We start from the raw sequence: 14393 nt of genomic DNA on the forward strand, positions 1-14393 counted from the left end.
GGCCGGCGGACGGCGGGCCGCGGACCAGCCGCCTCACGGCCGGAGGCCGAGCAGGGTGCGGGTCACCGCGCGGGCGCCGTCCAGCGGGACGAGCTCGCGGCGGACCTTCGCGAGCACGCTGGCGCCGAGCCACAGCTCGTACAGGGCTTCGGCGAGCGCGCGGGATTCGCCCTGCGGCGCCAGCGATCCGTCCTCCCGGCCGCCGGTGATCGCGATCTCCAGCCGGTCGATCACCGCGGTCGTGCCCGCCTGCAGCGAGCGCCGCATCGGCTCGGACAGGTCGGCGACCTCCGCGCCGAGCTTCACCGCCAGGCACCGCCCCTGGCAGTCGTCCAGGCCCTGGGTGTCGTGCCAGGAGTCCCAGTAGCGCAGCAGCCGCGTCGCCCAGTCCGCGCCGGGTTCGGCGAGCATCCGGTCCACCTCGGCCAGGTACTCCGCGAAGTACTTGTCGAGCACGGCCTCGCCGAAGGAGTCCTTCGACCCGAAGTAGTGGTAGAAGGACCCCTTCGGCACGCCCACCTCGGTGAGCACCTCCTTGATGCCCACCGCCGCGTAGCCCTTGTTCGCGAAGATCCGCTGCGCGGCGTCCAGCAGCGCGGTGCGGGTGTCCTTCCTGGTCATGGCGCCAAGGTTACCCAGCCGCTGGAACGGTCTCCGGTCAGGAGAGCAGTGCGAGCAGCTCGTCGGCGGCCGCGGCCGAGGAAGCGGGGTTCTGGCCGGTGATGAGCAGGCCGTCGCGCAGCACGTAGGACGACCAGTCCGGGCCCTGCGAGAAGTCGCCGCCGAGGGACTTCAGCTCGTCCTCCACCAGGAACGGCACGACCTCGGTGAGCTGCACCGCGGCCTCCTCGGAGTCGGTGAACCCGGTGACGCGCTTGCCGCGCACCAGCGGGGAACCGTCCGGGTTCACGACGTGCCGCAGCACGCCGGGGGCGTGGCAGACGAGCGCGACCGGTTTCCCGGCGCCCAGCACGTCCTGGATCAGCCGGATCGAGTGCTGGTCCTCGGCGAGGTCCCAGAGCGGGCCGTGCCCGCCGGGGTAGAAGACGGCGTCGAAGTCGTCGGCGGACACCGAGTCCAACCGGACCGTGGCGGCGAGCGCGGCGGTCGCCTGCGGATCGGCTTCGAAGCGCCGGGTCGCGTCGGTCTGCGCGTCGGGTGCACTGCTGTTCGGGTCGAGCGGGGGTGCGCCGCCTTGCGGGGAGGCGAGCACCAGTTCGGCGCCGGCGTCCTGCAGGCGGTAGTAGGGCGCGGCGAGCTCTTCCAGCCAGAAACCGGTCTGGTTCCCGGTGTCGCCGAGGCGGTCGTGCGAGGTGAGGACGATCAAGACCTTCATGAGCTGCTTTCCACGTCGGCTGCGGTTCGGTCGGGCGGGGCCCGCGTCCGGGGTTCCCCGTCCGGCCGATCTCTATTCTAGACGACCGGTCTACTGATCTGTCGGGGGTGCGTCGGCGACACCGGTGACGCGGCCCAGGTCGAACAGGCGCCAGATGTCGTCGGTCGCGTTCGTCCCGTCCAACGGGCGCCCGTCCGTGCCGACCAGCGGCCGCTGCCGGTTCTGCTCGTCCGCGGCGCTGAGCACCACCGAGGTCGACAGCCACGGGTTGAACCCGTTCGTCCACGCCGTCATCGAGTGGTACCAGCCGCGCTCCACCACTTGGCGCGCCGATCCGCGCCGGTCCGCCGACCCCGGCCACTGGGCACCGGCGATCTCGTCCGCGAGCGCCGCCGAGTCGGCGGCGTCCGCGGCGAACGCGGGTCGCGGTGCGGACTCGGCGGACAGCACCACCCGGCCCTCCTTGTCCCGGATCTCGCCCAGCATCCGCGGCTTCCGCTCCTGCCCGTTCGCGGCGATCGTCGCGTAGGCGTGCGCGACGTCGACGGCGCTGACCGGCTGCTCGCCCGCCTCCAGCCGCTCGAAGAAGTCCGGGCCGGACCGCCACGCGCCGGTGTCGAAGCCGAGTCGCGCCGCGGTCTGCTCGACCTGTTCCTGCGCGCCGGTGCACTCCCGTTCGCAGGGCGCCACCTGCGCGACCCGCGGCGGCGGGGGCCGCAGGAACGGCACGAACGGTTCGAACGCCGTGCCCGGGTACTGCGGTGCCGCGGCCCAGTCGTAGCCGCCCGGTGCCGCGGTGCCGCTGTGGTAGGCGCGCACCTCGCCGGTGCCGGGCTCGATCGCGACCAGCGCCGCGTGCGATCCCGGCGCACGGGCGGTCACCTCGGCGACGGCCTCCTCCGCCGAGCGCTGCGCGACGGAGTCGATGGTGGTGACGACCGAGTAGCCGCCGCGCTGCAAGGTGTCCTCGGTGAAGCCCGCCCGCTCGGCCTCCTCCAGCACCTGCTGGCGGATCTCGTAGGTGGTGCCGGACAGCGATTCGCCGCGCCAGGCGAAGCGCTCCCGGGTGGCGGGCATCCGCATCGCCGCGCCCTGCGCCTCGTCGACCAGGTCGTGCCCGCGCAGCTGCCCGGCGACGTACTCCCAGCGGGCCCGGCCCTGCTCCGGGTCGTAGGCGGGGTCGTTCTCCGTCGGGCGCTGCACCATCCCGGCCAGCAGCGCCGATTCGCTCGGGTCCAGGTCGGCGGGCCGCTTGCCGAAGTACGCGTCGGCCGCCGCGTGCACCCCGTACGCGCCGCGGCCGTAGTAGGCGGTGTTCAGGTAGGCCTGCAGGATCTCGTCCTTGGGCAGCTCGTTGGTCACCTTGACCGCGAGCACGACCTCCTTGAACTTGCGCGTGTAGCTGTGCTCGTCGGCGCCGGTGGCGAGCTTGACGTACTGCTGGGTGAGCGTGGAGCCGCCGCCGACGCCCCCGGTGACCTGCGACCACGCGGCCCGCAGGATGCCGATCGGGTCGAACCCGCTGTTGCGGTAGAACGAGATGTCCTCGGCGGCGAGGGTCGCGTTGCGCATCGGCTCCGACACCTCCGCGCGCAGGTCGTCGACCATGGTCCGGTTCCCCGAGGACGGCACGATCCGGGTCAGCTCGGTGCCGTCGGAGTGCGCGATCAGCACCGACTGATCGGTGCGGGCCGCGATCTCGACCGGGTCCGGGATGGGCCACACCAGGTAGCCGACGCCGAACGCGGTCCCGCCGGCCAGCAGCAGCGCGGCGCACGCGATCAGCACGCCCGCGAGCGCGCGGCGCCACCGCTTCCGCGGCGGGCGGGCCGCGGTCGTGTCCTCGTCCATCCAGGTGATCTTGCCGGTTCCGCGCCGGATGTTCCATCGGTTCGGCGCAGATCGCGGTGTCTGCGGCGTCAGCGGTGTCGGCGGTGGTGTTGGCCGGCGTCAGCGGTGTCGGCTGGTGTCAGCGGTGGAACCGGGTGATCTCGGCGAGCGCGGCGCGGGGCATCCGCAGCGCGTTCGCCGGATCGGACTCGTCGGCGTAGCCGAAGGAGACGTGCGGCGAGCGCTCACCCCCGCGGCAGTGCCCGGCGGATCACGTAGGGGAGGGTGCCGCCGTGTCGCAGGTAGGCGATCTCGCTGTCCGAATCCATCCGCAGCAGCACGGTGAGCGAGCGCACCGCCCCGTCCCGCCGGGTGATCGCCAAGTGGAGCCGGTTCAAGCCCGGCACCAGCTCCGCCGGCACCGTCAGGGCGAGCTCGTCGGTGGCGCCGAACCCGTGGTCGGCGGCGGATTCGCCTGGCTCGAACAGCAGCGGCAGCACGCCCATGCCGATCAGGTTGCTGCGGTGGATGCGCTCGAAGTTCTCGGCGAGCACCGCGCGCACGCCCAGCAGCGCCTGCGCCTTCGCCGCCCAGTCCCGGCTGGATCCGGCGCCGTAGTTCCGGCCCGCGACGACGATCAGCGGAATTCCGGCCGCGCGGCAGGACAGCGCGGCGTCGTGCGCGGAAGCCGGTCGCCCGGCCGCGTCGAGCGCACGGGCACCCGTCCCCGCCTCCGACTCCGGCAGCAGCCGGTTCACCACCGCCCGGTTGGTGAACGCCCCGCGCAGCATCACCTCGTGGTTGCTGCGCCGGGTGGAGTACTGGTTCAGGTCGTGCGGCGGGGTGCCGCGCTCCCGCAGGTACCGGCCCGCTGCGCTGTCGGCGGGGATGGCTCCTGCGGGGGAGATGTGGTCGGTGGTGACGTCGTCGCCGAGCAGCAGCAGCACGCGGCCCCCGGCGAACCCGAGCTCCCCGCGCGGCTCCCGAGGCAGGCCCGCCACGTACGGCGGCCGGCGGATGTAGGTCGATCCGGGGTCCCACGGGAACCGGGTGCCGCCGGGGGCGCCCAGTTCCCGCCAGTGCGCGGTGCCGTCGCGGAGCCGGTCGGTGTTGGCGCGGAACATCTCGGGCCGCACCGATTCCGCGACGACCCGGTGCACTTCGTCGTCGGAGGGCCACAGGTCGGCGAGGTGCACCGGAGCTCCGTCCCGGTCGTGCCCGAGCGGTTCGGACTCGAAGTCGTGCAGCACCGATCCGGCCAGCGCGTAGGCGACGACCAGCGGCGGGGACGCCAGGAACGAGTGGCCGATCTTCGGGTTGACCCGCCCGGCGAAGTTGCGGTTGCCGGAGAGCACCGCGGTCGCCGCGAACCCGTCGTCGACCAGCTCGTCCACCACCGGGTGCAGCGGCCCCGAGTTCCCGATGCAGGTCATGCAGCCGAACCCGGCGACGTGGAACCCGGTGTCGCCGAGTGCGGCCAGCAGCCCGGCCGCGTCGAGGTAGTCGCTGACGACCCGGGAACCCGGTGACAGCGAGGTCTTCACCCACGGCTTGGCGCGCAGCCCGCGTTCGGCGGCCCGCCGCGCCAGCAACCCGGCCTGCACCATCAGCGCCGGGTTCGCCGTGTTGGTGCAGCTGGTGATGGAGGCGATGGCGATGCCGCCCGCCGGGACCGGCTCGTCGAAGGCGCCCACGGCGGGTTCCTGCTCCCCGGCGGCGGCGCGGAAGGCGGCGGGCACCTGGGACAACGGGAGCCGCGCGTGCGGCAGCCGGGGGCCGGCGACGCTCAGTTCCACCGCGTCCAGGTCGAGCGTGAGCAGCTCGTCGTAGACCGGGTCGGGTTCCGCGCCGGTGCGGAACAGCCCCTGCGCCCGCAGGTACGCCGCCACCACGGCCCGGTGCTCGGCATCGCGGCCGGTGAGTTCGAGGTAGTCCAGCGCCTGCCGGTCGAACGGGAAGTACGCGCAGGTGGCGCCGTACTCGGGCGCCATGTTCGCCACCGCGGCGCGGTCCGCCCAGCCGAGGTCGGCGGCGCCGGGGCCGAAGAACTCGACGAACTTGTCGATGACGCCGTGCGCCCGCAGCACCTCGGTCGCGGTCAGCGCCAGGTCGGTCGCGGTGACCCCGCTGCGGAGCCGGCCCAGCAGCCGCACGCCGACGACGGTGGGGAACGGGATGACGACGGGCTCGCCGAGCATCGCCGCCTGCGCCTGCAGCCCGCCGACGCCCCAGCCGACCACCCCGATCGAGTTGATCATCGGGGTGTGGCTGTCGGTGGCCACCAGCAGGTCGGGGTGCAGGACGGGCACGTCGCCGGATTCGTCCGCCCACACCACGCGCGCGAGGGATTCCATGTTGACCTGGTGGATGATGCCGGTTCCCGGTGGCACGACGCGGAAGTTCCGCACGCTGCCCTCGGCCCACTTGATGAACTCGTAGCGCTCCCGGTTGCGCCGGAAGTCGATGAGCAGGTTTCGCTCCGCCGCGTCGGCGGTGCCGTACTCCTCGGTGATGACCGAGTGGTCGACGGTGAGGTCCACCGGGATCGCGGGCTGCAGCAGCTCCGGGTCGCCGCCGAGTTCGGCGATCCCGTCGCGCATGCCGGCGAAGTCGGCGAGCGCGGGCAGGCAGGTGGTGTCGTGCAGCATGATCCGGTTCGGGTGCACCGGGACTTCGCAGTCGCCGGTGCGGTCCCGCGCCCGGCGCAGCACGGCGGGCAGCGCGGCGGGTGCCCGGCGGGCCACGTTCTCCAGCAGCACGCGGATGGCGTGCGGCAGCGCGGCCAGCTCCGCCTCGGAGGCGATCTCCCGCAGCGGGACGTACCGGTGCGTGCGCTCGCCGACGGTGAGTTCAGCGGTTCCGACCATGGTGTTGATTGTACGAATACGCGAAGAAAAACAAAATGGTTCAGCGAGTTCCCGGCAACCGCGTCTTCACCGCGCGCACCTCGTCGAGGTGGCCGCGCAGGAACCGGGACGCCGCCTCGCGGTCCCCGGCCTCCAGCAGGTCCAGCAGCTCCAGGTGCTCCCGCGCCTGCCGGACCAACCGCTGCCGGTCCGTCTGGTGCCGGTACTCGACGAGCCTGCGCACCCGGTTGACCCGGCTGACCGCGTCCAGCAGGTACGCGTTCGCCGCACACCCCACCACCATCTCGTGGAACTCCGCGTTCACCCGGAACAGCTCACCGCGCGGCAGCAGCAGCGCGTCCCCGTGCAGCAGGGCCCGCTGCTGCTCGCGGTGCAGCGCGAACTTCTCGGCGTCCACGGCGAACCCGGGTTCCAGCACCGCCGCCGGCTCCACGATCATGCGGAACCGGTAGCTCTGGTCGTGCGCCTCCGCCGTGGTCAGCAGGTGCTGGAACGCCCAGCCGCGGCCGGGTCTGCGCCGGATCAGGTCCTCCCGCTCCATCCGCAGCAGGACCCGGTCGGCCTCCCGCGCGGTGAGGCCGTACCGGCGGCACACCTCGGCGGTGGTGAACTCGCCGGAGAACCGGCCGCTGAGGTGGTCGTCACCGATGCGGAAGTAGGCGTCCTCCACGGCGTCGCCCGCCGAGAGGTCCACGTGCGCCAGCTCCGCCGCCGAGCGGTTGAGGAAGTAGCCGCGGTTCGGCTGCCGGGTCACCAGGCCCAGCTCGGCGAGGGCGGACAGCGCCTTGCGCACCGGCGACCGGGAGAGGCCCAGCGAATCGGCCGCCCACTGCTCGCGCACGTGCGCGCCCCGCTCCAGGCCGGAACGCCGGATCAGGTCGATGACCTGCATCTCGATGGTGGGGGCCATGATCTCCTCGCCGCGGTCGTCGTCGAGGCGATGCTAAACGGCGGGCACCGGCTCGCCGTCACCCACGCGCCGCGGCCCTCCAGCGCATCCCGAGCGCCACCACCAGGGTCACTGCCAGCACCGAGTACAGGCCGACCGCGATCGGGCCGTCCAGCAGCACCAGCACGTCCCCCTGCCCGAGGGCCATCGCCCGACGCAGTTCGCGTTCGGCGAGCGGCCCGAGGATCACGCCGATCAGCACCGGCGCGAGCGGAACCCCGGTGCGCCGCAACAGGAAGCTGAGCAAGCCGACCAGGTAGACCAGCACCACGTCCGAGATCGCCAGCTTCGCGGAGTAGGCGCCGAGCGTCGCGAACACGGCGATCGCCGCGTACAGGTAGTGCTGCGGGATGCTCAGCAGCTTCGCCCACACCGGGGCGAACGGGAGGTTCAGCACCAGCAGCAGCACGTTGCCGATGAACAGGCTCGCCAGCAGCGCCCAGACGAGGTCGCCCTCCTTCTCGAACAGCAGCGGCCCCGGCTGCATCCCGTACTGCTGGAACGCGCCGAGCATGATCGCCGCGGTCGCGGAGGTCGGCAGGCCCAGGCCGAGCAGCGGCACCAGCGACACCGCGGTGGTCGAGTTGTTCGATGCCTCGGGTGCGGCGACGCCCTCGATGGCGCCGCGCCCGAACTCGGAGTCGCCCCGGCGGCGGGCCAGCCGCCGCTCCAGCCCGAGGGACAGGAACGTGGGGATCTCCGAGCCGCCCGCGGGGATCGCGCCGAACGGCAGTCCGACGGCGGTGCCGCGCAGCCACGGCAGGAACGAACGCCGCAGGTCCCGGCGGCTCAACCAGGGCCGCCCGGAGCCGACGTCCTGCAACCGCTGGGTGCCGGGGCCGCGGGCGGCGACGTGCAGCACTTCGCCGATGGCGAGCATCCCGACCGTGACCACGACGACGCTCACCCCGTCGAGCAGCGCGTCGGCGCCGAGGGTGTAGCGCGCCACCCCGGTCTGCGCGTCGATGCCGACGCTCCCCAGCGCGAGGCCCAGCCCCAGTGCGGTCAACCCGCGCACCGCGGAATCGGCGACGACCGCGGCGGTGGCGGCGAACGCGAACAGCGCGAGCGCGAAGTACTCGGCGGGCCCGAACCGCAGCGCGAAGTCCACCAGGTACGGCGCGCAGAACACCACCGCGACGCAGGCGATGGTGCCGCCGACGAACGACCCGAGCACCGAGGTCGCCAGCGCCTGCGGGGCGCGCCCGGCGCGGGCCATCAGGAAGCCCTCGAACGCAGTGGCCATCGAGGAGGACTGGCCGGGCGTGTTGAGCAGGATCGCGGTGGTGGCCCCGCCGAACTGCCCGCCGAAGTACACCCCGGCCAGCATGATGAACGCCCCGGTCGGGTCCAGCCGGAACGTCAGCGGGATCAGCATCGCCACTGCCATCGAGCTGCCCAGCCCGGGCAGCACGCCGACGGCGGTGCCGAGCACCACGCCGACCAGGCACAGCAGCAGGTTCCCCGGGGACAGCGCGTCGGCGAAGCCGCCGAGCAGCAGGGTCCAGGCGTCCATCACAGCACCTCCGCGAGCAGACCGACCGGCAGCGCGACGCCGAGACCGGCGGTGAAGGCGAACTGGACGGCGCAGGCGAACACCGCCGCCACGCCGAGGTCGAACAGGGCGCGCCCGCTGCCGAGCGCCCGCGCGACGCCCCAGAACAGCGCGGTGCCCGCCGGGATCCAGCCGAGCAGCACCAGCAGCACGAGGTGCGCGGCGAGGGTGGCGACGACGAGCAGGAACGCGCGCAGATCGGTCCGCTCCGGTGGTTCGGCCTTCCGGCCCGCGCCGCGCAGCAGCGCGCCGGACAGCACGACCAGCAGCGCGCCGACGGCGATCGGGAACCACTGCGGGCCGAGGTAGCCGACGTTGAGCGGCAGCGGTAACCGAAGTCCTCCGACGACGAGGAAGCCGCCGAGCAGGAGCACGATCCCGGCGAGCAGCCGGTCGGCGCCGCGTCCAGTGGTGGTGGTGTCCGTGGTGGTCATGCGAGCCCCAGCTCCTCGGTGATCTCGCGGATCCGGTCGGTCTCCGCCGCGAGGGTGCGGTCGAACGCGGGCCCGTCCTGGAACCCGTCCAGCCAGCCGTTGCGCCGCAGCGCGTCCCGCCACTGCGGGGTGGCGGTGAGCTCGCGGGCGAACGCGCGCATGTCCGCGGCCTGCTCGGCGGTGATGCCGGGTGCGGCGACGAGCCCGCGCCAGTTCGACAGCACGATGTCGATGCCCGCTTCGCGCAGCGTCGGCGCGTCCGGCAGGTCGGCGGTGCGCTGCGGCGCGGAGACGCCGAGCACCCGCAGCTCTCCCGCGGCGACCTGGTCGCTGATCTCGTCGGTGTTGGCGACGCCGACGTCGAGGTGGTCGCCGAGCAGCGCGGCGACCATCTCGCCGCCGCCGGAGTAGGCGATGTAGTTCAGCCCCGCGGGCCCCACTCCTGCTTCGGCCGCCGCCGACCCGGCCAGCAGGTGGTCCAGGCTGCCGATGGAGCCGCCGCCTACGACGACCCCACCGGAGTCGCGCCGCCACTGGTCCACGAGGTCGTGCACGGTGCGCAGCGGCGAGTCCGCGGGCACCACGATCGCGTCGTAGTCCTCGGTGATCCGGGCGATGGGCGTGGTGTCCGCTACGCGGGTGGGGGAGCCGTTGATCTCGATCGCGCCGAGCATCGTCGTGCCGGTGAGCAGCAGCGTGTTCGGGTCGCCGGGCTGGTTCAGGGTGCGGGCGAGCCCGATGGTGCCGCCCGCGCCCTCGATGTTGAGCACTTCGGCGGTGCCGGTGAGGTCGTTCTCCTGCGCGGCGTGCTGGAGCTCGCGGGCGGTGGTGTCCCAGCCGCCGCCGGGCGCGGCCGGGGCCACGATCTTGAGCTTGTCGCGGGGGCCCGCACCGGAGCGGGCGGTGTCCCACGCCGAGGCCGCGCCTGCGGTGACCAGGACGAGTCCGGCGGCCGCGGCGGTGATCCGGGCGGCGAGTCCGCCGCGCGTCAGCACGGAGTCCGCCGCTGTTCGCGCTCGGCGGCGAGTCCGCCGGGGCAACGATCGCCGGTGATCGTCATGTGCGCTCCCGCAAGTCAGGTTTTGTATCAAATTGCGAATCGGAACAATATGGCCGCGGTGTGGCGCAGTCAACAGCCCGCGGCCGGGCGGGTTCGCGGGCGGCCGAACGGCTCGCATCGGCGCGGGAGCGGGCGCGAGCGATCTCGCGGGAGCGGGGCCCGGACGGGCCGGCCGGTGGGCGACGTGCGCGGGCGCCGGGGTGAGCGCCGGGGTCAGCGCACCCCGGAACCTCCCGCGCCGATCGGCGACGGGGTGCCGACCTGCGGTGAGCGGTGTCCTAGTGGGACAGGTCGTGCAGGTGGTCCTCGACCCAGGAGCGCAGGGCGTTGAGCGGGACGGCGGCGCTGCGGCCCAGCTCGGTGAGCTCGTACTCGACGTGCAGCGGGACCTCCGGGTACACGGTCCGCGACACCAGGCCCGTCGTCTCCAGGCGGCGCAACGTCTGGGTGAGCACCTTCGGGCTCACTCCCTGCAACCGCCGCTGCAAGGCGCCGAACCGGTGCGGTCCCGCCTCCAGGGCGCCGATCGCCAGCGCGGACCACTTGTTCGCCAGCAGGTCCAGCACCGGCCGGCACGGGCATTGCGCCTCGTAGACGTCGTGGTGCTCGTGCTCGCCCGTGGGGCACCGAGTGCTGATCGCCGATCCCTCCGCCCGTCCGCTTCCTCCGGGGAAGGCTACGGCGTGGGCCGGTGCGCACTTCCCGGGACTCGACCGCCGTTCGGAATTCCCCGGGCGCGCGGCGACACGCGCGGCGCAATTCTTCCGCGCGCCGCGCGTGCCCCCGGTTTTCGATTCTGATTTCCGCCCGTTCGATTCTCGTGCGAATCGATTCGTCGGGCGGCGGATCAGCGGATCAGATGACCCGCAGGTAGAGGCTCACCTTCGATCCGGAATGCGACTTGTCGAACTTCTTCGTGGTGCCGTTCCCGCCGGCCCGGACGGTGCCGAAGCTGTCCCCGTTGCCCCAGGTGCCGTACACCTCGGCGGCCTTGCCGTCCGCCTTGGTGTCCTTGACCCAGCCCTGCACCCGGACCTTTCCGCCGCCGCAGGTGATGGTCCACCCGGCAGCGCCCCCGCCGACCGAAGGGGAGAACTTGTCCCCGCAGGTTCCCAGAATGGTGATGACGCCGTCCGATTCGTTCGGGACCGCGGCGGCCGTGCCGCCTCCCACCAGTGCGGTTCCCAGGACGGCGCCGGTCAGCGCGACGGCGGCGGCCGCCTTCTTCGCGATGTGCATCCGCTGTTCCTCGATTTTCTGTTGGACCCCAGTCCGGCGTTCCCCCACGGATCGCCGGTGGAAGCCTGAGCGGCTTCGCGGAAATCATCACACGATTCTCGCGAATGTTTCCAGATCGATCACCGGAACGGTCCAATCGGGCAATTTCGGGATGAATCGGATTCCGCCGAGCCGGTCCCGGAGATTGCTCCGATCGGCGGCCGGCGTTGATCCGAGCGGAATTCCGATTCCTTTTCGGCATCGGATGATGCCGAATCGGTGTTGGCGACGCATGATCACGCGCCCCTAGTCTGCTGGCACTTCGCGATCGGGAACCCCGGTGGTGCCGCTCCGGGACTACCGGTCCGCTTTCCCCTCCGGGAGGACGACGATGTCCGACATCGAACCGGCGGCCGGGAGAACGGCGGGGCCGCGCATCCCCACCCGCTACCTGGTGCTGGCGCTGATCTTCACGATCACCGTGGTGAACTACGCCGACCGCAGCAGCCTGTCCATCACCGGCAGCAGCGTGCAGGAGGAACTGGGCTTCAGCACCGTGCAGCTCGGCTACGTGTTCTCCGCGTTCAGCTGGGCGTACGTGGTGGCGCAGCTGCCGGGCGGGATGCTGCTGGACCGGTTCGGCGCCCGCCGGGTCTATGCGTGGAGCCTGGTGCTGTGGACGCTGGTGACGCTCGCGGTCAGCGCCGTCGGCCTGGTCACCACCCCGGTGCTGATCGCGGTGACGACGATCTTCGCGCTGCGGCTGCTGCTGGGCGCGTTCGAATCGCCCGCGTTCCCGGCGAACGCGCGGGTCGCCACCGCCTGGTTCCCCACCGCGGAACGCGGCCGCGCCACGGCGGTCTTCAACTCCGCGCAGTACTTCGCCACCGCCCTGTTCGCCCCGGTGATGGGGTGGATCACCCACCAGTTCGGCTGGCGCTGGGTGTTCGTGCTGCTCGGCGTGCTCGGGCTCGCGCTCGCCGCGCTGTGGCTGCGCTGGATGGACTCGCCGCGCGACCACCCCCGGGTGTCCGAGGCCGAGTTCGAGAAGATCAGCTCCGGTGGCGGCCTCGTCGACCTGGACGCCCCGAAGAGCGGTGACGCGCAACGGGTGCAGGAGCGGGCCCCGCTGAACGCGGCGACCTTCCGGCAGATCTTCGCGGCCCGCGCGCTGTGGGGCGTGTACCTCTCGCAGTACGCGGTGAACGCGCTGACCTACTTCTTCATCACCTGGTTCCCGGTGTACCTGGTGCAGGGGCGCGGGTTGTCGCTGCTGGAGGTGGGTTTCGTGGCGGCGCTGCCCGCGCTGTGCGGGTTCGGCGGCGGACTGCTCGGCGGTTTCCTGTCCGATGCGATGCTGCGGCGCGGTTTCTCGCTGACCGCGGCCCGGAAGGTGCCGTCGGTGTTCGGGATGCTGCTGGCCACCAGCATCGGGCTGTGCAACCTGACCGACAGCAGCGTGCTGATCGTGGCGCTGATGACGCTGGCGTTCTTCGGGAAGGGCGTCGGCTCGCTGGGCTGGGCGATCACCACCGACATCGCGCCGCCGCAGGCGTCGAGCTTCGTGGCGTCGACGATGAACGCCTTCGGCAACGCGGCGGGCATCGTGACGCCCATCGTCATCGGCTACACCGTGCAGGCCACCGGTTCGTTCACCACCGCCCTCTGGTTCGTCGCCGCCCACGGGCTGCTCGCGCTCGTCGGGTTCGCCGTGATGGGCCCGATCAAGCGCATCCACTTCGAGTCCTGAACCCGATCGGCCGGAATCCGCCCCCGACACGGGGGGATCCGCCCGCACACGGGGGAATCCGCCCCCACAAGGGGGAATCCGCCCCCACACGAGGGGACCCCTCACACAGGGGAATCCGCCCGCACACGAGGGAATCCACCCCTCACACGAGGGAATCCGCCCGCACACGAGGGAGTTCGTCCGATGCCCCAGTCCGCCACCGTCGACCGGATCAGCCGCGTCAAGATCTCCTCGGTGACGTTGCCGCTGGCCACGCCGATCAGCGACGCGAAGGTCCTCACCGGCAGGCAGCGCCCGATGACCGAGGTCGCGATGCTGTTCGCCGAGATCAGCACCGAATCCGGTTGCGAAGGCATCGGATTCGGCTACTCGAAGCGGGCGGGCGGCCCCGGCCAGTTCGCGCACGCCCGCGAGATCGCGCCGGCGCTGATCGGCGAAGATCCCAGCGACATCGGCAAGATCTGGGACAAGCTGGTGTGGGCGGGCGCCTCGGTGGGGCGCAGCGGGCTGTCGGTGCAGGCGATCGCCGCGTTCGACGTGGCGCTGTGGGACCTGAAGGCGAAGCGCGCCGGGCTACCGCTGGCGAAGCTGCTCGGCGCGCACCGCGACTCGGTGCGCTGCTACAACACCTCGGGAGGTTTCCTGCACTCGCCGGTGGAGGAGGTCGTGGAGCGCGCCGCGGAGTCCGTCGGGAACGGCATCGGCGGCATCAAGCTGAAGGTCGGGCACCCGGACGGCCGCACCGACCTGGCCCGCGTCTCCGCGGTGCGGGAGGAGATCGGCGACCGGGTCGCGCTCATGGTCGACGCGAACCAGCAGTGGGACCGGCCGGCCGCGCGCCGCATGTGCCGCGCGCTGGAGCCGATGGACCTGGTGTGGATCGAAGAACCGCTCGACGCCTACGACGCGGAGGGCCACGCGGGCCTCGCGGCGGCGTTCGACACGTCCATCGCCACCGGCGAGATGCTCACCAGCGTCGCCGAGCACGCCGAGCTGATCCGGCTCGGCGGCGCCGACATCGTGCAGCCCGATGCGCCGCGCATCGGCGGCATCACCCGGTTCCTCAAGGTGATGGCCCTCGCCGAACATCGGAACCTCCAGCTGGCACCGCACTTCGCGATGGAGATCCACGTGCACCTGGCGGCCGCCTACCCGCACGAACCGTGGGTGGAGCACTTCGAATGGCTCGACCCGCTGTTCGACGAACACCTCGAGATCGCCGACGGCCGGATGCACCTGTCCCATCGCCCCGGCCTCGGCATCACCCTCAGCGACCAGGCCCGAGCCTGGACCGTCGCCGAACACGACCAGACCTGACCTCGCCGCGGCCGACCCGCTCCGCGTCGGGGGCGGCTCGGCTGTTCGGCCGGGTCAGGCGGGGTGCCTCGGCTGAT

General features: G+C 72.4%; 12 protein-coding genes. 2 read left to right on the plus strand and 10 right to left on the minus strand.

Annotation, left to right across the window (positions count from 1 at the left end; translation table 11 throughout):
- Positions 1–33: 33 nt before the first annotated feature.
- From AC29IT_RS13060 to AC29IT_RS13105, 10 genes are all read right to left on the minus strand, one after another.
- Positions 34–621 carry a TetR/AcrR family transcriptional regulator gene (locus AC29IT_RS13060; RefSeq protein WP_488218838.1) on the minus strand — a complete coding sequence of 196 codons (588 nt, stop codon included), beginning with the start codon at positions 619–621 and terminating at the stop codon, positions 34–36.
- Between the two features lie 37 nt (positions 622–658).
- Positions 659–1336 carry a type 1 glutamine amidotransferase domain-containing protein gene (locus AC29IT_RS13065; protein ID WP_358435435.1) on the minus strand — a complete coding sequence of 226 codons (678 nt, stop codon included), beginning with the start codon at positions 1334–1336 and terminating at the stop codon, positions 659–661.
- Positions 1337–1426: 90 nt separating this feature from the next.
- Positions 1427–3187: a transglycosylase domain-containing protein gene (locus AC29IT_RS13070; protein ID WP_358435438.1), complete on the minus strand. Its 1761-nt coding sequence runs from the start codon at positions 3185–3187 to the stop codon at positions 1427–1429.
- Between the two features lie 224 nt (positions 3188–3411).
- Positions 3412–6033 (minus strand): aconitate hydratase AcnA, encoded by a 2622-nt coding sequence (gene acnA / locus AC29IT_RS13075; RefSeq protein WP_488218839.1) that lies wholly within the window; start codon positions 6031–6033, stop codon positions 3412–3414.
- 40 nt (positions 6034–6073) lie between these two features.
- A complete protein-coding gene (locus AC29IT_RS13080; RefSeq protein ID WP_358435446.1) occupies positions 6074–6943 on the minus strand; it encodes an FCD domain-containing protein in 870 nt (289 codons plus the stop codon).
- Positions 6944–7001: 58 nt separating this feature from the next.
- Positions 7002–8498: a tripartite tricarboxylate transporter permease gene (locus tag AC29IT_RS13085; protein WP_488218840.1), complete on the minus strand. Its 1497-nt coding sequence runs from the start codon at positions 8496–8498 to the stop codon at positions 7002–7004.
- The gene (locus AC29IT_RS13090) at positions 8498–8971 is read right to left on the minus strand and encodes a tripartite tricarboxylate transporter TctB family protein (RefSeq protein ID WP_488218841.1); all 474 of its coding nucleotides are present in this window, start codon (positions 8969–8971) and stop codon (positions 8498–8500) included. The genes AC29IT_RS13085 and AC29IT_RS13090 overlap by 1 nt, the downstream gene beginning before the upstream one ends.
- The gene (locus AC29IT_RS13095) at positions 8968–9966 is read right to left on the minus strand and encodes a Bug family tripartite tricarboxylate transporter substrate binding protein (protein ID WP_488218842.1); all 999 of its coding nucleotides are present in this window, start codon (positions 9964–9966) and stop codon (positions 8968–8970) included. Before AC29IT_RS13095 ends, AC29IT_RS13090 begins: the two co-directional genes overlap by 4 nt.
- Before the next feature lie 343 nt (positions 9967–10309).
- Complete coding sequence (locus AC29IT_RS13100; protein ID WP_358435459.1) at positions 10310–10597, minus strand: winged helix-turn-helix transcriptional regulator; 288 nt, start codon at positions 10595–10597, stop codon at positions 10310–10312.
- A 289-nt stretch (positions 10598–10886) separates the two neighbouring features.
- Positions 10887–11270: a hypothetical protein gene (locus tag AC29IT_RS13105; RefSeq protein WP_358435462.1), complete on the minus strand. Its 384-nt coding sequence runs from the start codon at positions 11268–11270 to the stop codon at positions 10887–10889.
- Positions 11271–11640: 370 nt separating this feature from the next.
- Here AC29IT_RS13105 and AC29IT_RS13110 point away from each other — a divergent pair, with 370 nt between their 5' ends.
- Both AC29IT_RS13110 and AC29IT_RS13115 read left to right on the plus strand, forming a co-directional pair.
- On the plus strand, positions 11641–12999 hold the full coding sequence (locus AC29IT_RS13110) for an MFS transporter (RefSeq protein ID WP_488218843.1): 1359 nt from the start codon (positions 11641–11643) through the stop codon (positions 12997–12999).
- A 183-nt stretch (positions 13000–13182) separates the two neighbouring features.
- A complete protein-coding gene (locus tag AC29IT_RS13115) occupies positions 13183–14316 on the plus strand; it encodes an L-talarate/galactarate dehydratase (protein ID WP_488218844.1) in 1134 nt (377 codons plus the stop codon).
- Positions 14317–14393: the final 77 nt, after the last annotated feature.

The organism is Saccharopolyspora sp. MMCC62 (assembly GCF_057736575.1).

Excerpts from the sequence above, each read along its gene's own strand:
- AC29IT_RS13060 (WP_488218838.1), bottom strand. The coding sequence starts at position 621 with ATGACCAGGAAGGACACCCGCACCGCGCTGCTGGACGCCGCGCAGCGG.
- AC29IT_RS13065 (WP_358435435.1), bottom strand. The coding sequence starts at position 1,336 with ATGAAGGTCTTGATCGTCCTCACCTCGCACGACCGCCTCGGCGACACC.
- AC29IT_RS13070 (WP_358435438.1), bottom strand. The coding sequence starts at position 3,187 with ATGGACGAGGACACGACCGCGGCCCGCCCGCCGCGGAAGCGGTGGCGC.
- acnA (WP_488218839.1), bottom strand. The coding sequence starts at position 6,033 with ATGGTCGGAACCGCTGAACTCACCGTCGGCGAGCGCACGCACCGGTAC.
- AC29IT_RS13080 (WP_358435446.1), bottom strand. The coding sequence starts at position 6,943 with ATGGCCCCCACCATCGAGATGCAGGTCATCGACCTGATCCGGCGTTCC.
- AC29IT_RS13085 (WP_488218840.1), bottom strand. The coding sequence starts at position 8,498 with ATGGACGCCTGGACCCTGCTGCTCGGCGGCTTCGCCGACGCGCTGTCC.
- AC29IT_RS13090 (WP_488218841.1), bottom strand. The coding sequence starts at position 8,971 with ATGACCACCACGGACACCACCACCACTGGACGCGGCGCCGACCGGCTG.
- AC29IT_RS13105 (WP_358435462.1), bottom strand. The coding sequence starts at position 11,270 with ATGCACATCGCGAAGAAGGCGGCCGCCGCCGTCGCGCTGACCGGCGCC.
- AC29IT_RS13110 (WP_488218843.1), top strand. The coding sequence starts at position 11,641 with ATGTCCGACATCGAACCGGCGGCCGGGAGAACGGCGGGGCCGCGCATC.
- AC29IT_RS13115 (WP_488218844.1), top strand. The coding sequence starts at position 13,183 with ATGCCCCAGTCCGCCACCGTCGACCGGATCAGCCGCGTCAAGATCTCC.